Below are 16,069 nucleotides of genomic sequence, written 5' to 3' on the forward strand. Positions count from 1 at the left end.
GAATCCGATGATCCAAGAAGCCGCCGTCCCTGGTGACGGCGGGGTAATGGACGTGCCTGAGTGCACCGGCGTCGGGATTGTCATCGGGGTGCCGGAGCCCATGGCCACGGAACTGCGGCGGGCCAGGGCATCATTCGGGGACCCCATGGCCGCTGTCATTCCGGCCCACATCACGCTGGTCACCACCACGGAAACCGATGACTGGGAGACGATGGCAGCGCACGTGCGCAGGGTGGCCCAAGGTCATGAAGCTTTTGATGTGACCCTGCGGGGGACTGCCACGTTCCGTCCGGTGTCCCCGGTGGTCTACGTCCAGCTGGACGAAGGCTACGAAGAGTGCACAGCCCTGCACAAGGAAATGCAGAGCGGGCCGCTGGCACGGGATCTGCCCTTTCCCTACCATCCCCACGTCACCGTGGCACACGACGTCAGCGACGCCGGCATGGACCGGGCCATGCACTCGCTGCGGAACTACGAGGCGCGGTTCACTGTCCGTACCGTCGGCCTGTACGAGCATGATGTGAGCGGACTGTGGAAGATGCGCGAAGAGGTTGAGCTCCGGGGCTAGCTCCCGGCGGCGGCCTTGTCCGCTCCCGAAGACAGATACACGGCGGACCAAGCGGCGATGATGTCCGCAGCCCGGCTGGTTTGGGCACGGTCCACCATCAAATGATCGCTGCCCTCCAGGGAAATGAAGTTTCGCGGATGGCGCGCCGTGGAGAAAATCTCGCTGGCATTGTCGATGCCCACGGTGTTGTCGGTGGGGGAGTGCATGACGAGCAGGGGACGGTGCAGTTCCCTGATGCACCCGGTGAGGTCATGGGATTCAAGGTCGCTCATCAGCTCTTCCCTGATCTCCATTTTGCGTCCGCCCAGGTCCACCTTCGCCGAACCTTCCTGCAGGATGGTGTCCCTCTCATCCTCGAACAGATGAACCACATGGGACGGCCGGAACGGAGCGGCGATCGTGACCACGGCGTCGATGTCCGGAAGGCTCCCCGCCGCCGCCAGGACGGCTGCTCCGCCAAGGGAATGGCCGATCAGCAGTGACACTTCATGCCCCTGCCCGCGCATGAACTCAACGGCGCTGCGGACGTCGGCCACCTTGGTGCTGAATGTGCCGTCCTCCCACGCACCGCTGGATCCGCCCAACCCGGCCGCGTCGTAGCGCAGGACCCCGATGCCGTGTCCGGCCAGGGCCTTGGAGATGCGGGAGGCAGCCGCGCTGTTCTTGCCCAGCGTGAAGCCGTGGCAGAACACCGCCCAGGCCCTGACATCGCCGTCGGGCACATCAATGGTGCCGGCAAGGGTGGTGTTGTTGACGCCGGGGAAAGACACGGACTCGAAGACGGGCATGGAAACAACCTATACATGAAATGGCCGGAGGCGGCGTCCGGCTGCCCTTTCGGGCTGCCAGACGCCGCCTCCGGCGGCGAAACGGAACTGCTAGACGGAGCGGCTCAGGATAGCCTGCTTGACCTCGGCAATTGCCTTGGTCACCTGAATGCCGCGGGGGCAAGCTTCGGAGCAGTTGAAGGTGGTGCGGCAGCGCCACACGCCTTCCTTGTCATTGAGGATTTCCAGGCGCATGTCTCCGGCGTCGTCGCGCGAGTCGAAGATGAAGCGGTGGGCATTCACAATGGCGGCCGGGCCGAAGTACTGGCCGTCGGTCCAGAACACCGGGCAGGAGGACGTGCACGCAGCACACAGGATGCACTTGGTGGTGTCGTCGAACCGTTCGCGGTCCTCTGCGGACTGCAGGCGTTCCTTCGTGGGCTCGTGACCCTTGGTGACCAGGAACGGCATGATCTCGCGGTAGGACTGGAAGAACGGTTCCATGTCCACAATCAGGTCCTTCTCCACGGGGAGGCCCTTGATGGGCTCCACGAGGATGGGCTTGGATGTGTCCAGGTCCTTCAGCAGGGTCTTGCAGGCCAGCCGGTTGCGGCCGTTGATGCGCATGGCATCGGAGCCGCACACGCCGTGGGCGCAGGAGCGGCGGAACGAGACCGAGCCGTCATGCTCCCACTTGACCTTGTGCAGGGCGTCCAGCACGCGGTCCGTGCCGTACATGGTCAGCTTCCACTCATCCCAGTATCCTTCGTCAGATACCTCGGGGTTGTAGCGGCGGACCTTGAGCGTGATCTCGAACGAGGGGATGTCCCCGCCCACAGATTCCGGGAGTTCGATCTTGGAGGCAGGCTCCGCGATTTCCGTTGTCATTAGTACTTCCTCACCATCGGCTCGTAGCGCGTGAAGACGACCGGCTTGGTGTCCAGCCGAATGCCGGCGGTGTGCTCGTCATTGGCGGCTTCATCAACCTTGTACGCCATCGAATGCTTCATGAAATTCTCGTCGTCACGCTCGGGGAAGTCCTCACGGAAGTGTCCGCCGCGTGATTCCTCGCGGTGCAGCGCCGCCACGGTCATGACCTTGGCGAGTTCCAGCAGGAAGCCCAGTTCCACGGCTTCCAGCAGGTCCAGATTGAAGCGCTTGCCCTTGTCCTGGACGCTGATCTTCTTGTACCGCTCTTCGAGCGAGGCAATGTCGGTCAGCACCTGGTTCAGCGTGTCTGCGGTGCGGAACACCTGCATGTTGGCATCCATGGTGTTCTGCAGGTCCCGGCGGATTTCCGCAACCCGCTCGGTTCCCTCGGAGTTGCGGACCATGTCCAGCAGCTCGATCGTGGTGGCTTCCGGGTTTTCCGGCAGGTCCACGAAATCAGCGCTCAGGGCATACTCGGCGGCGTAAATGCCGGCGCGCTTGCCGAAAACGTTGATGTCCAGCAGGGAGTTGGTGCCCAAGCGGTTGGAGCCGTGCACGGAGACACAAGCCACTTCACCGGCTGCGTACAGGCCCGGGATCACGGTGTCGTTGTCCTGGAGGACTTCGGCCTTGATGTTGGTCGGGATGCCGCCCATCGCGTAGTGCGCGGTCGGGAAGACCGGCACCGGCTCCGTGTACGGCTCCACGCCGAGGTAGGTGCGGGCGAACTCCGTGATGTCCGGGAGCTTGGCGTCAATGTGCGCCGGCTCCAGGTGCGTCAGGTCCAGCAGGACGTAGTCCTTGTTCGGGCCGCAGCCGCGGCCTTCACGGACCTCGTTGGCCATGGAACGGGCCACGATGTCACGGGGAGCAAGGTCCTTGATGGTGGGAGCGTAACGCTCCATGAAGCGCTCACCCTCCGAGTTGCGCAGGATGGCGCCTTCGCCGCGTGCTGCTTCGGAAAGCAGGATGCCCAGGCCGGCAAGGCCTGTCGGATGGAACTGGAAGAACTCCATGTCTTCCAGGGGGATGCCGCGGCGGAACGCGATGCCCATGCCGTCACCGGTCAGGGTGTGTGCATTGGACGTGGTCTTGAAAACCTTGCCCGCGCCGCCGGAGGCGAACACCACGGACTTGGCCTGGAAGACGTGCAGTTCGCCGCTGGCCAGGTCGTAGGACACGACGCCGGCAACGCGCTTCTGGCCGAAGCTGTCCTCGACCGTCAGCAGGTCCAGGACGTAGTACTCGTTGTAGAACTCCACGTTGTGCTTGACGCAGTTTTGGTAGAGCGTCTGGAGGATCATGTGGCCGGTGCGGTCAGCGGCATAGCAGGCACGGCGGACCGGGGCCTTGCCGTGGTCGCGGGTGTGACCGCCGAAACGGCGCTGGTCAATACGGCCTTCGGGCGTGCGGTTGAACGGCAGGCCCATCTTTTCCAGGTCGAGCACGGCGTCGATGGCTTCCTTGGCCATGACCTCCGCTGCGTCCTGGTCCACCAGGTAGTCGCCGCCCTTGACGGTGTCAAAGGTGTGCCATTCCCAGTTGTCTTCTTCGACGTTGGCCAGTGCTGCGCACATGCCGCCCTGTGCCGCACCGGTGTGCGAACGCGTGGGGTACAGCTTGGTCAGTACCGCCGTACGTGCGCGCTGGCCGGATTCGATGGCGGCACGCATACCGGCGCCGCCGGCGCCGACAATTACGACGTCGTACTTATGGACCTGCATACCAGATGCTCTTTCTGTTGAAACTTGAAAAACTGTGGGGTGGCCCGCAGGGCGCGGACCCTGCGGCTATGCCTTGCAGAAGTCCGCGATCATGTCTGCGGGGGCACCGGCCGGGCACGGATCAAAGGTGAAGATCACCAGGGTGCCAAGAACGATGATGACCACGGAGGCAATGTAGAGAATGCTCTTCAGCGTCATCCGGGTGGTGTTCTTGTCGGCGTAGTCGTTGATGATGACGCGGACACCGTTGGTGCCGTGCAGCATAGCCAGCCAGAGCATGACCAGGTCCCAGACCTGCCACAGGGGGCTGGCCCACTTGCCGGCCACAAAACCGAAGTCAACGGCATGGATTCCGTCGCCCACCATGAGGTTGACGAACAGGTGGGTGAAGATCAGCACGATCAGGATGGCACCGGAGACGCGCATGAATAGCCACGCGAGCATCTCGAAGTTGCCTTTGCCGCCTGCGGTGCGGGCGTACTTGGGGGAGATGCGGCCGGAGCGCGGAGCCTCGACGGAGACGGCCTCGTTGGTTGATGTACTCATGGCTTAGTGACCCCCGAAAACGATGGGAAGGTGGCGAATGGAGAAACCGATCATGGTAATCACCCAAAGGCCGACGACGCTCCACAGCATCTGGCGCTGGTACTTGGGGCCCTTCTTCCAAAAATCGATCAGGATCACGCGCACGCCGTTGAAGGCGTGGAACACAATGGCGCCGACGAGCCCGAGCTCGCCGAGGCCCATGACGGGGTTCTTGTACGCGCCGATCACGACGTTGTAGGCCTCAGGTGAAACGCGCACCAGTGAGGTATCCAAAACGTGGACCAACAGGAAGAAGAAAATCACCACGCCGGTAATGCGGTGGGCAACCCACGACCACTGGCCTTCACGGCCGCGGTAGAGAGTGCCTGCTGGTAACTTCGACACTGAATTTTCCTCCCTGCAACGCAGCGGCGCTGGCGTGTCTTCCACGCAGTGATGACGCCGGTGCGACAGCAATATAAGCTCAAGCATAATCTAGGTCCCCGGCTGAGCGCTTTCAATTTAGGTGGCCCTATCATGTGACCCTCGTTACACTGCGTGACGCGGCTGTGCAACGCGTGGCTGATCAATCCAGTGTTCCTCCGGGCTGCGGCGGCCGCCGTCGGCTAATCTTGGCTCTGATGAATACAGAACCGACTGACCCTGACACTTCCGCCGCGGACTTCGACCGCTTTTACGGCGTGATTCCCGCCGGCGGCGTAGGTACGCGCCTGTGGCCGCTGTCCCGGGCCGCAGCCCCCAAGTTCCTCCATGACCTGACCGGGTCAGGCTCCACGCTGATCCGGGCCACCTATGACCGGCTGCGTCCGCTCAGCGGTGACCGCGTCATGGTGGTGACCGGTACGCTGCACCGCCAGGCCGTGCGCAAGCAGCTGCCTGAAATCTCCAGTGAGAACCTGGTGCTGGAGCTGGAACCCAAGGACTCCGCTGCTGCCATCGGGCTCGCGGCAGCGATCCTCTTTAAAAGGGATCCGCACATCATCATGGGTTCCTTTGCCGCGGACCAGGTTATTGCCCCGGTGGACGTCTTCCAGGACGCGGTGCGGGAAGCGATCCACACGGCAGCACAGGGATACATCGTCACCATCGGTATCCACCCCACCCATGCCGCCACCGGTTTCGGGTACATCCGTGCGGGAGATCCGCTGGAGATTGCCGGTGCCCCGAGCGCGCACGCCGTCGTCGAATTCGTGGAAAAGCCCTCGGAAGAGGTAGCCCGCACCTACCTGAAAAACGGGCATTACAGCTGGAACGCCGGAATGTTCGTGGCTCCGGTGGACCTCATGCTCAAGCATCTGGAAGCGAACGAGCCGGAACTGTATGCCGGTCTGACGGAGATCGCGGAGGCCTGGGATACACCGAAGCGGCGCGAAGTGGTGCGCCGGGTGTGGCCCACCCTGCCCAAGACGGCAATTGACTATGCCGTGGCGGAACCGGCAGCGGCGGCCGGGGACGTAGCCATGATCCCGGGCATCTTCAACTGGGACGACGTCGGGGACTTCGCTGCCATCGGACGGCTCAATCCCGCTGCAGAGAACAGTGACCTCAAGGTGATGGGTGAGGGTGCGCGCGTGTACTCGGAAAACGCATCCGGGATTGTGGTCTCCGACACCAAGCGGGTGATCGCCCTGATCGGCATTGAGGACGTTGTCATCGTCGACACCCTGGATGCACTGCTCGTGACCACGAAGGAGCACGCCCAGGAAGTGAAAAAGGCGGTGGAACACCTGAAGGCCAGCGGGGACACCGACGTCCTGTAACGGGCTTCATTTGGACGCGTAACACAGAACATCGTCACACGGTTCCCGTAACGGGAGCCTCAGTGACTACCCTAGAAAATGTGTCTACCATTCCATTGCACAGTTCATCGGTTCCGTCTATGCGGGGGAGCGTCGCACCGATTCTGGGCGAGCTAATCACGTTCCGCAGGGACCTCCACCAGCACCCGGAACTGTCGACGAAGGAATTTCGCACTACGGACCGCATCGTTGAGGCCCTGGAAGCGGCAGGCCTGCACCCGGTCCGGCTGGAGGGCACGGGCGCCTACGTTGACATCGGGGACGGTCCGCTGATGATTGGCCTGCGCGCCGACATCGATGCGCTGCCGGTGCTCGAGGAAACCGGACTGCCGTATGCCTCCGTGAACACCGGCATCACCCACGCCTGCGGCCACGACATTCACACAACGGTCATGGTGGGCGTGGCATCGATCCTCGCCAAGCTCAATGCTGCCGGCGCCCTCGGCGGACGGGTCCGGATTGTTTTTCAGCCCGCTGAAGAGGTCATGCCCGGCGGTGCGCTGGGCGTCATCAACCAGGGTGTCCTGGAAGGCATGCCGAGGATTCTCGCGCTGCACTGCGATCCGCGGATCGACGTTGGGCAGGTGGGCACCCGGATTGGGGCCATTACCTCGGCATCGGACACCATCCGCATTGAACTGACCGGCCGCGGCGGCCACACCTCCCGGCCGCATCTCACCGAGGACCTCGTCTTTGCGCTGGCGGAGATCGCCGTCAGCGTCCCTGCCGTACTGTCCCGCCGCATCGACGTGCGCAGCGGCGTGTCGGTTGTTTGGGGCCAAATGCACGCCGGTTCCGCACCCAACGCAATTCCCGCGCACGGCTTTATGGCAGGAACCATGCGCTGCCTGGACGCTGAAGCCTGGTACGCAGCCGGGGAACTGCTGGACGACGTCGTCCGCCAGATAGCTGCGCCCTTCGGTGTGGATGTCACGCTGGAACACACCCGGGGCGTTCCGCCGGTCATTAATACTGACGCGGAGACGAGCCTGATCGAGGTCGCAGCACGCGCCGAATTGGGGGAGGACTCCATCGTCCTGGCTCCGCAGTCCATGGGCGGCGAGGACTTCGCCTGGATGACGCAGGCCGTGCCCGGTGCTCTGATGCGGCTGGGGACGCGCACGCCCGGCGGCGAAACCTATGACCTGCACCGCGGCGACTATGACCCTGATGAGCTGGCAATCAGCACCGGCGTCAGCGTGATGGCAGCGGCCGCGGTCCGGGCCGCGCGGAGATTGCGGCACTAGCCCCAAGGCCTGCCCCCCCTTGTTGCACCTCACCGGCAGACGTATCGCGTCATTTGCTTGCAAATAATAACAACATGTAAACAAATTCATCCCCTGAGCGTTATTTGCATCACGGTGTGTGTTGCAGGACATAGGATGGCCTTGCCGCGATCCACCGATGGACGGAGCGCTGCGCCACGCGATGCCCCGCTTCTCTCCGGAGCGGGCAGGAACAGAGTGACTCTGCGTGTGGACCCCATTTTCTTTCCTGGAGGAACATTGAAGAACTTCCCGCGCAGCTTCAAGCGCAACGCCGGCGTTTCCGCCGCCATGCTGGGCGTTTCGGCGCTCCTGCTCTCCGGCTGCGGCGCCGCCCCCGAAGAAGAGGACAGCTCCTCCGAGGCCGCGGGCAGCGCGAACAGCGACTTCACCGCCTGCATCGTTTCCGATGAGGGCGGCTTCGATGACCGCTCGTTCAACCAGTCCAGCTATGAGGGTCTGAAAGCTGCAGAGAAGGATCTGGGCGTCACGGTCCGCGAAGCCCAGTCCCAGTCCGAGACTGACTTCCTTCCGAACCTGGACTCCATGATCAGCGAAGGCTGCAACCTCACGGTGACGGTCGGCTACCTGCTGGCAGACGCCACCAAGTCCGTGGCAGAGGCCAACCCGGACCGCAACTTCGCCATCGTCGATGACAACAGCATCGATCTGGACAACGTCAAGCCGATCATCTACGACACGGCCGAGGCAGCCTTCCTGGCAGGCTACGTAGCGGCAGGCACCTCCGAAACCGGCAAGGTGGCCACCTACGGCGGCATCAACATCCCCACCGTGACCATCTTCATGGACGGTTTTGCGGACGGCGTGGAGTACTACAACGAACAGAATGACGCCGATGTAGCGCTGCTCGGATGGAACAAGGCCGACCAGACCGGATCCTTCGTGGGTAACTTCACGGACACAGTGGCCGGCAAGACCACCACTCAGAGCTTCCTCAACGAAGGCGCCGACATCATCATGCCGGTTGCCGGCCCGGTTGGCGACGGCACGCTGGACGCCGTTGTCGAAGCCAACGCAAATGGCGGCAGCAACAAGGTTATCTGGGTCGACTCCGACGGTTTCCTGACCAACGACAAGGGCACCGAGTACATCCTGACCTCGGTCATGAAGCTCATGGGCGAAGCCGTTGAAGAGGTCATCTCCACCGACGTCGAGGGCAGCTTCGACGCCGCTCCGTACATCGGCACCCTGGAAAACGGCGGCGTGGCCCTGGCCCCGTACCACGACCAGGAAGATGCCGTTCCGGCCGACGTCAAGTCAGCTGTGGACGAGATCAAGGCCAAGATCATCTCCGGTGAGATCACCGTGGAATCTGCCGCCAGCCCCCAGTAAGCAGGGGTAAGCGGCACCTGAACCGCCGTTCGTCCGGCTGCGTTGCAGCGGGGGGACGGCGGTTCATTCTGTTCCGGGTACTCTCCATAGAGAGAAGCCCACACACTCAGACACAAACAGATTGGTTGGGGTTGTGAAACTCGAACTCAAGGGCATCACCAAGCGCTTCGGCACCCTGGTTGCCAACGACCACATAGACCTGGTCATCGAACCGGGTCAGGTCCACAGCCTCCTCGGGGAGAACGGCGCGGGCAAATCCACGCTCATGAATGTCCTCTACGGCCTTTACGAACCCACCGAAGGCCAGATCCTGATCAACGGCAAACCCGTTGTCTTCTCCGGTCCCGGGGACGCCATGGCGGCCGGAATCGGCATGGTCCATCAGCACTTCATGCTGGTGCCGGTCTTCACCGTCGCGGAAAACGTGGCGCTGGGACATGAAAGCACCAAGTTTGCCGGCACGCTGAATCTTGAAGCCACCCGCACACGTATCCGGCAGATTTCTGACCAGTACGGGTTCGACGTCGATCCCGATGCCGTGGTGGAGGACCTGCCGGTGGGCGTGCAGCAGCGCGTGGAGATCATCAAGGCGCTAATTCGTGACGCCGAAGTCCTGATCCTCGACGAGCCCACTGCAGTGCTCACTCCGCGTGAAACCGATGAACTGCTGGCCATCATGCGGCAGCTGTGCGACGACGGAAAATCGGTGGTCTTCATCTCGCACAAGCTGCGTGAGGTCAAGGCGGTTTCCGACGTCATTACCGTGATCCGGCGCGGCAAGGTGGTGGGTGATGCGCCGCCCAGCGCTTCGACCACCGAGCTGGCCTCGATGATGGTGGGCCGCTCCGTCAGCCTGAACCTCAATAAGGCCCCTGCGGATCCCGGCGCCAATACCTTCTCCATCCGTGATCTGGTGGTGCGCTCCGACACCGGACAGGCCGTCGTCGACCACGTGAGCTTTGACATTGCCAAGGGCGAGATCCTCGCCGTCGCCGGTGTCCAGGGCAACGGGCAGACTGAACTGACCGAAGCCATTATGGGCCTGCAGAACCACGTCACCGGCTCCATTCTGCTGGACGGCAATGAACTGGTGGGACGCCGGGTTGAGCAGGTTATCGACGCCGGCGTGGGCTTTGTGCCCGAAGACCGCAGCGTTGACGGGCTCGTTGGCACCTTCACCGTCGCTGAGAACCTGATCCTCAACCGCTACAACAAGGCCCCGTTTGCACGCGGGCTGTCCATGCGGCCGGCGGTTGTGGCAGCCAACGCCGGCGAAAAGATCGAGGAGTTCGATATCCGGACCCAGTCCGCCGAGGCTGCGGCGGGAACACTCTCGGGCGGCAACCAGCAAAAGGTGGTCATGGCGCGTGAGCTCTCGCGTCCGCTGTCGCTGTTCATTGCCTCCCAGCCGACCCGCGGCGTCGACGTCGGGTCCATCGAGTTCCTGCACAAGCGGATCGTGGCGGAGCGCGACGGCGGGACCCCGGTTCTGATCGTGTCCACCGAGCTTGACGAGGTTCTGGAACTGGCCGACCGCATCGCCGTGCTGTACGGCGGAAAAGTCATGGGAATTGTCCCGGGCAACACTTCACGCGATGTCCTGGGCCTCATGATGGCCGGGATGCGCGCTGACGAAGCACTTTCGCACGAACGCGAGACTAAGGGAGGGGCGCAGTGAGCCCGGAGGAGAAAAACAGGCAGCCGGGCGAACCAGCCCACCGGAAAGAGGAAGCAGAGGCAGAAGAAATGCGGCTGCTGACCGCTGCCGAAACCGCAGGCGGGGCGCTGCCGCCGCCGCCCGTTCCGGTCCCCGAAACAGAGTTGCATCCGGAAGAGAAGCAGGCATCGGTCCTGCACCGCATCGTCACGGGCGACGCACTGGTTTCAGTGCTGGCAGTGGTGATGGCGCTGATCGTCGGCGGGCTGCTCATCGCGCTCACTGACGAGGACGTTGCCGAATCAGCGGGGTACTTCTTCTCACGGCCGGGGGACCTGCTGGGTGCTGCCTGGTCGGCTGCCTCCGGCGCCTATGCCGCCCTGTTCCAGGGATCAATCTTCAACTTTAAAGCCGATTCCTTCTCCCGGATGATCTATCCGCTGACCCAGACCCTGACGGTTGCAACACCGCTGATCTGTGCCGGACTCGGCGTGGCCCTGGCCTTCCGGGCCGGTCTGTTCAACATCGGTGCGCAGGGCCAGATCATCATTGGCGCCACTCTGGCCGCATGGGTTGGCTTCAGCTGGCACCTGCCGGTTGGCCTGCACCTGATTGTGGTCATCCTCGCCGGAGCCATCGGCGGCGCAGTCTGGGGCGGCATTGCCGGCCTGCTCAAGGCACGCACCGGCGCGCACGAGGTCATCGTGACCATCATGCTCAACTACATCGCGATCCAGCTGGTGCTCTTCCTGCTGACCACTCCGGGTTTCCAGCGCCCGGGATCCACCAACCCGATCAGCCCGCAGCTTGACGACACCGCCATGTTCCCGCCGCTGCTGGGCAGCGGCTTCCGCCTGCACTGGGGTTTCATCATGGCTATCGCAGCCACCGTCTTCATCTGGTGGCTGTTGAACCGATCAACCGTTGGCTTTGAACTGCGCGCAGTGGGCGCCAACCCTGCGGCTGCGCGGAACGCCGGCATCAGCACCACCAAGGGCTACGTCATCGTCATGCTCATTGCCGGTGCACTGGCCGGTCTCGCCGGCGTCGCGCAGGTCTCCGGCACCGAAAAGGTGCTGACCTCCGGGGTGGCCGCAAGCTTCGGCTTCGATGCCATCACCGTGGCGCTGCTCGGCCGCTCCTCCCCGTGGGGAACGTTCGCCGCAGGCCTGCTGTTCGGCGCCTTCCGCGCCGGCGGTGTCACCATGCAGACCAGCACCGGTACCAACATCGACATTGTGCTGGTGGTCCAGTCGCTGATCGTCCTGTTCATTGCTGCACCGCCGCTGGTCCGTTCCATCTTCCGGATTCCGCCGCCCGGTGCCTTCAAGACGGCCGGCAAACGCAGCACCAAGAAAGTCAACGCAGCCGGAGGAGCAGCATGAGCACCGCAACCGCACCCGCCTCCACCGGCCGTCCGGCCGCATCCGAGGCGATCCGCAGCTGGAAGACACCCATTATTCTGGGCGTCCTGGCAATCCTCGGCTTCATCCTCTTCGGGCTGGAAGCACCGTCTTCCGACGTCACTTTCCGGCTTACCGAGGACAACGCAGCCATCCAGCTGCCCAACATCGTGGTCTCGGCGCCCGTCCTGGGCTGGATCGCCTCGGTGGTTCTGCTGGCCTCGGCGGCTTACGCAGCCATTTTGGTCAGCCGGTACCAGCGCATTCCCGCCTGGCTCATTGCCGTGTTTGCGGTGTTCTTCATCGCAGCCTTCCTGACCTGGTCCATTGGCAGCGCCCGCAGCCCCAGCGTTGCCCTTTACGGGTTGCTGGCGGGGTCCTTCACCCTGGCCTTCCCGCTGATCTTCGGTTCACTCTCCGGGGTGCTCTGCGAACGCTCCGGCGTGGTGAACATTGCCATTGAGGGACAGCTGCTCTTCGGAGCTTTTGCTGCCGCCGTGGCAGGTTCGCTGTCCGGCAATGCCTTTGTGGGACTCTTCGCCGCAGCCGTTGCCGGTGTGCTGGTGTCCCTGGTGCTGGCCGTCTTCAGCATCAAGTACATCGTGAACCAGGTGATTGTCGGCGTCGTCCTGAACGTGCTGGTCTCCGGCCTCACGGGCTTCCTGTTCTCCACGGTCCTGGCTACGGACGCGGCCAAGTGGAATTCCCCGCCGCGCCTGCCGTCCATCCGGATCCCGCTGCTGGCGGATATCCCCATCATCGGCCCGATCCTGTTCAACCAGTCCGTGATCGGGTACCTGATGTACGTTGCCGTGGCAGCCATCTACTTTGGCCTGTTCCACACCAAATGGGGCCTGCGCACGCGCGCCGTCGGCGAGCACCCCAAGGCAGCTGACACCCTCGGCGTGAACGTCAACCGCACCCGGTTCATGAACGTTCTGCTCGCCGGTGCCGTCGCCGGCGTGGGAGGCGCGTTCTTCACCCTGGTGGCTGTCTCCTCCTTCAACCGGGACATGACCTCCGGCCAGGGGTACATTGCCCTGGCGGCGCTCATCCTCGGGCGGTGGAACCCGATCGGGGCGCTGTTCGCAGCGCTGCTCTTCGGCTTTGCCTCCAACCTGCAGTCGGTGCTGAGCCTGCTCGGCACCCCGGTTCCGAACCAGTTCCTGGCCATGCTGCCTTATGTGGTGACCATCTTCGCCGTCGCCGGCGTGGTGGGGAAGTCGCGCGGCCCCGCCGCGGGCGGCATACCGTACATCAAGGGCTAGCGGCGCGAAGGCGCCCTTTCCGGCTATTGCTGCCGGGAGGGGCGCCTTCGGTTAATCCGCACAACCACAGGCCGCCGGCCTGAACCGGCAAAACTGCTTGAAGCGAGGAAACAATGACTGAGAACACCGAAACTCCCGCACCCGTTGACTGGGCCGCCCTCACGGACACGGCCCGTGCGGCGCTGGCACACGCCTACGTCCCGTATTCGAAGTACCCGGTAGGCGCAGCGGCCCTGACGGATGACGGCCGGATCATCTCCGGCTGCAACGTGGAAAACGCCTCCTACGGGCTGACCCTCTGCGCCGAATGCGCGCTGGTCAGCTCCCTGCACATGACCGGGGGAGGTCGCCTGGCGGCGTTTGTCTGCGTGGACGGGGCCGGGGAAATCCTGATGCCCTGCGGCCGGTGCCGGCAGCTGCTGTACGAATTCCGGGCACCGGGCATGCAGCTGCTGACCGTCAGCGGCATCAAGACCATGGATCAGGTCCTGCCTGACGCCTTCGGCCCCCAACATCTGGAAGGATAACCACCATGAGTGCTGAGAAGTTTGACGCCGTGGACATTATTGGAATCAAGCGGGACCGGGGCGTTTTGTCACCGGAACAAATTGACTGGACCATCGATGCCTACACCCGCGGGGCCATCGCCGATGAACAGATGGCCGCACTGAACATGGCCATCCTGCTCAACGGCATGACCCGCTCCGAGATCTCCCGGTGGACCGCAGCCATGATTGCCTCCGGGGAGCGGATGGACTTCTCCTCCCTGGGCAAGCCGACCACCGACAAGCATTCCACCGGCGGCGTGGGGGACAAGATCACCCTGCCGCTGGCACCCCTGGTTGCCGTGTTCGGCGTCGCCGTTCCGCAGCTCTCCGGCCGCGGCCTGGGGCACACCGGCGGAACCCTGGACAAGCTCGAAGCCATTCCCGGCTGGCGTGCCGATCTGTCCAATGAGGATTTGATGAAGCAGCTGGCCGACGTCGGCGCTGTCATCTGCGCCGCCGGCGCAGGCCTGGCTCCGGCGGACAAGAAGCTCTATGCCCTGCGCGACGTCACCGGAACAGTGGAAGCCATCCCGCTGATCGCCTCCTCGATCATGAGCAAGAAGATCGCCGAGGGCACCGGCTCACTCATCCTGGACGTGAAGGTGGGCTCCGGAGCGTTCATGAAGGACGAAGCGAACGCCCGCGAGCTGGCCGAAACCATGGTGGCGCTGGGCAAGGACGCCGGCGTCAACACAGTGGCACTGCTGACCAACATGGCCACGCCGCTGGGCCTCACCGCCGGAAACGCCATTGAGGTGCAGGAATCCGTCGACGTCCTGGCCGGCGGCGGCCCCGAGGACGTGGTGGAACTGACCGTGCGGCTGGCCGAAGAAATGTTGGCCGCCGCCGGCCTGCCCGACGCCGACCCGGCAGCAGCGCTGAAGGACGGCCGTGCCATGGATGTGTGGAAGCGCATGATCTCCGCGCAGGGCGGCGACCCAGACGCCGCGCTGCCGCAGGCACGCGAATCGGAGACCATCTACGCACCTGCTGACGGTGTGCTGCTGGAACTGGATGCCCTGTCCGTTGGTGTCGCTGCATGGCGGCTCGGAGCAGGACGGGCGCGGAAGGAAGACGCAGTCCAGGCTGGTGCCGGTGTCCGCATGCACGCCAAGCCCGGCGCCCAAATCCGGGCAGGCCAGCCGCTCATGACGCTGTTGACGGATACGCCGGAGAAATTTGAGCGTGCCAAAGAAGCCCTGGCCGACGCCGTTGTCATTGGTCCCGAAGGATCCCGCCCCGCGCAGAAGCTGATCATCGACCGCATCAGCTGACTCCGGCTATCCGCCCGCCATCCCCGCACTGTCCGCCGGGCTCCGGGGTTGGCGGGCACCAATGCACTGATGGCATCGTTGTAGGTACCAGAGACCGATTCCGAGGAGAGCAGCCTGCCCGTGCTGAGCGCCGCAATGGACAGTATTAACAACTTCATCCTGACCTCCGCTGACGCTTGGTGGGTCTACCTGGTTCTGTTTACCTTCTGTCTGATCGACGGGTTCTTTCCCCCCGTGCCGAGCGAATCCATTGTGGTGGGGCTGGCCGCGCTGGTGGCCACCGGTGCCGGCCCCAATCCCTGGCTGCTGATGGCCGCTGCGGCGGGCGGCGCATTCCTGGGGGACAACCTGGCGTACCTGATGGGGCGGGGGATCGGCATTGACCGGTTCCGGTGGATGCGCGGACCCCGGATGCAGCGCGGATTCGTCTGGGCCCGCAAGGAGCTGGACAAGCGTGCTGTCTCCCTGATCCTGGTGGCCCGCTTCATTCCCATCGGTCGTGTGGTCGTCAACCTCACCGCCGGAGCGACCGGTTTCCCGCGGCGGCTCTTTGTGGGCCTGACCGCGATGTCCGCAGTGTTGTGGGCGGCATACAGTGTTGCCGTTGGAGCAGTGGCCGGCACCTGGTTCAAGGACAACCACCTGCTGGGCGTAGTGGTGGCCATTGCAGTGGCCATGGTCCTGGGCCTCATCATCGACCGGGTCATCACCAAGCTCCGCGGCCCCACACCCCTGCAGACCACCCGGGACGCGGCCCGGTTGCGTGTCGAAGCGGCGCGGGCAGCCCAGTCGGCAAGCGCATCCCAGTCTTCCAGTGCCCGCCGGACCGACGGCGACACCGACGGCGGCACCGACGGCGGCACCGACGGTGCCAGGCATGCCGATGACACCAGGCAGGACATTGAAAACCGGGCCGAAACACCCTGAACCGGCCCGCCCGGAACAGTGCCGCAGCTCACGTAGAGTT

14 protein-coding genes and 1 pseudogene are annotated in these 16,069 nt (G+C 63.9%); 10 read left to right on the plus strand and 5 right to left on the minus strand.

Annotated elements, in window-relative coordinates; all coding sequences use genetic code 11:
• Window positions 1-7: 7 nt before the first annotated feature.
• Window positions 8-568 carry a 2'-5' RNA ligase family protein gene (locus CXQ89_RS13725; protein ID WP_104161659.1) on the plus strand — a complete coding sequence of 187 codons (561 nt, stop codon included), beginning with the start codon at window positions 8-10 and terminating at the stop codon, window positions 566-568.
• Here the strand turns inward: CXQ89_RS13725 and CXQ89_RS13730 are convergent.
• The 5 genes from CXQ89_RS13730 to sdhC form a co-directional block, all read right to left on the minus strand.
• A complete protein-coding gene (locus CXQ89_RS13730; RefSeq protein WP_104161660.1) occupies window positions 565-1,356 on the minus strand; it encodes a S9 family peptidase in 792 nt (263 codons plus the stop codon). The genes CXQ89_RS13725 and CXQ89_RS13730 overlap by 4 nt on opposite strands.
• Window positions 1,357-1,446: 90 nt before the next feature.
• Window positions 1,447-2,223 carry a succinate dehydrogenase iron-sulfur subunit gene (locus CXQ89_RS13735; protein WP_104055150.1) on the minus strand — a complete coding sequence of 259 codons (777 nt, stop codon included), beginning with the start codon at window positions 2,221-2,223 and terminating at the stop codon, window positions 1,447-1,449.
• Window positions 2,223-3,989: a succinate dehydrogenase flavoprotein subunit gene (gene sdhA, locus CXQ89_RS13740; protein ID WP_104055151.1), complete on the minus strand. Its 1,767-nt coding sequence runs from the start codon at window positions 3,987-3,989 to the stop codon at window positions 2,223-2,225. Before sdhA ends, CXQ89_RS13735 begins: the two co-directional genes overlap by 1 nt.
• Before the next feature lie 66 nt (window positions 3,990-4,055).
• Entirely contained in the window at window positions 4,056-4,535 is a 480-nt protein-coding gene (locus CXQ89_RS13745) for a succinate dehydrogenase hydrophobic membrane anchor subunit (RefSeq protein ID WP_104055152.1), read from the minus strand.
• A 3-nt stretch (window positions 4,536-4,538) separates the two neighbouring features.
• Window positions 4,539-4,919 (minus strand): succinate dehydrogenase, cytochrome b556 subunit, encoded by a 381-nt coding sequence (sdhC, locus tag CXQ89_RS13750; RefSeq protein WP_104055153.1) that lies wholly within the window; start codon window positions 4,917-4,919, stop codon window positions 4,539-4,541.
• Window positions 4,920-5,155: 236 nt separating this feature from the next.
• On the opposite strand from sdhC, the gene CXQ89_RS13755 reads away from it, so the two are divergent.
• The 9 genes and pseudogenes from CXQ89_RS13755 to CXQ89_RS13795 all read left to right on the plus strand — a co-directional run.
• Window positions 5,156-6,295 carry a mannose-1-phosphate guanylyltransferase gene (locus tag CXQ89_RS13755; RefSeq protein WP_104161661.1) on the plus strand — a complete coding sequence of 380 codons (1,140 nt, stop codon included), beginning with the start codon at window positions 5,156-5,158 and terminating at the stop codon, window positions 6,293-6,295.
• A 119-nt stretch (window positions 6,296-6,414) separates the two neighbouring features.
• Entirely contained in the window at window positions 6,415-7,581 is a 1,167-nt protein-coding gene (locus CXQ89_RS13760) for an amidohydrolase (RefSeq protein WP_181032353.1), read from the plus strand.
• A gap of 258 nt (window positions 7,582-7,839) precedes the next feature.
• Window positions 7,840-8,952, plus strand: a complete 1,113-nt coding sequence (locus CXQ89_RS13765; RefSeq protein ID WP_372434146.1) for a BMP family protein — start codon at window positions 7,840-7,842, stop codon at window positions 8,950-8,952.
• Window positions 8,953-9,085: 133 nt separating this feature from the next.
• Window positions 9,086-10,630: an ABC transporter ATP-binding protein gene (locus CXQ89_RS13770; protein ID WP_104055156.1), complete on the plus strand. Its 1,545-nt coding sequence runs from the start codon at window positions 9,086-9,088 to the stop codon at window positions 10,628-10,630.
• 68 nt (window positions 10,631-10,698) lie between these two features.
• The gene (locus CXQ89_RS13775) at window positions 10,699-11,994 is read left to right on the plus strand and encodes an ABC transporter permease (protein WP_104161912.1); all 1,296 of its coding nucleotides are present in this window, start codon (window positions 10,699-10,701) and stop codon (window positions 11,992-11,994) included.
• Complete coding sequence (locus CXQ89_RS13780; RefSeq protein ID WP_104161663.1) at window positions 11,991-13,280, plus strand: ABC transporter permease; 1,290 nt, start codon at window positions 11,991-11,993, stop codon at window positions 13,278-13,280. The genes CXQ89_RS13775 and CXQ89_RS13780 overlap by 4 nt, the downstream gene beginning before the upstream one ends.
• Window positions 13,281-13,393: 113 nt before the next feature.
• Complete coding sequence (locus CXQ89_RS13785) at window positions 13,394-13,807, plus strand: cytidine deaminase (protein ID WP_104104376.1); 414 nt, start codon at window positions 13,394-13,396, stop codon at window positions 13,805-13,807.
• Between the two features lie 5 nt (window positions 13,808-13,812).
• The gene (locus tag CXQ89_RS13790; RefSeq protein ID WP_104161664.1) at window positions 13,813-15,102 is read left to right on the plus strand and encodes a thymidine phosphorylase; all 1,290 of its coding nucleotides are present in this window, start codon (window positions 13,813-13,815) and stop codon (window positions 15,100-15,102) included.
• 135 nt (window positions 15,103-15,237) lie between these two features.
• A pseudogene (locus CXQ89_RS13795) lies at window positions 15,238-15,837 on the plus strand (DedA family protein); the annotation flags it as partial.
• Window positions 15,838-16,069: the final 232 nt, after the last annotated feature.

Origin of the sequence: Arthrobacter sp. ZGTC212, from assembly GCF_002929255.1 — a bacterium.
GTDB lineage: Bacteria > Actinomycetota > Actinomycetes > Actinomycetales > Micrococcaceae > Arthrobacter_B > Arthrobacter_B sunyaminii.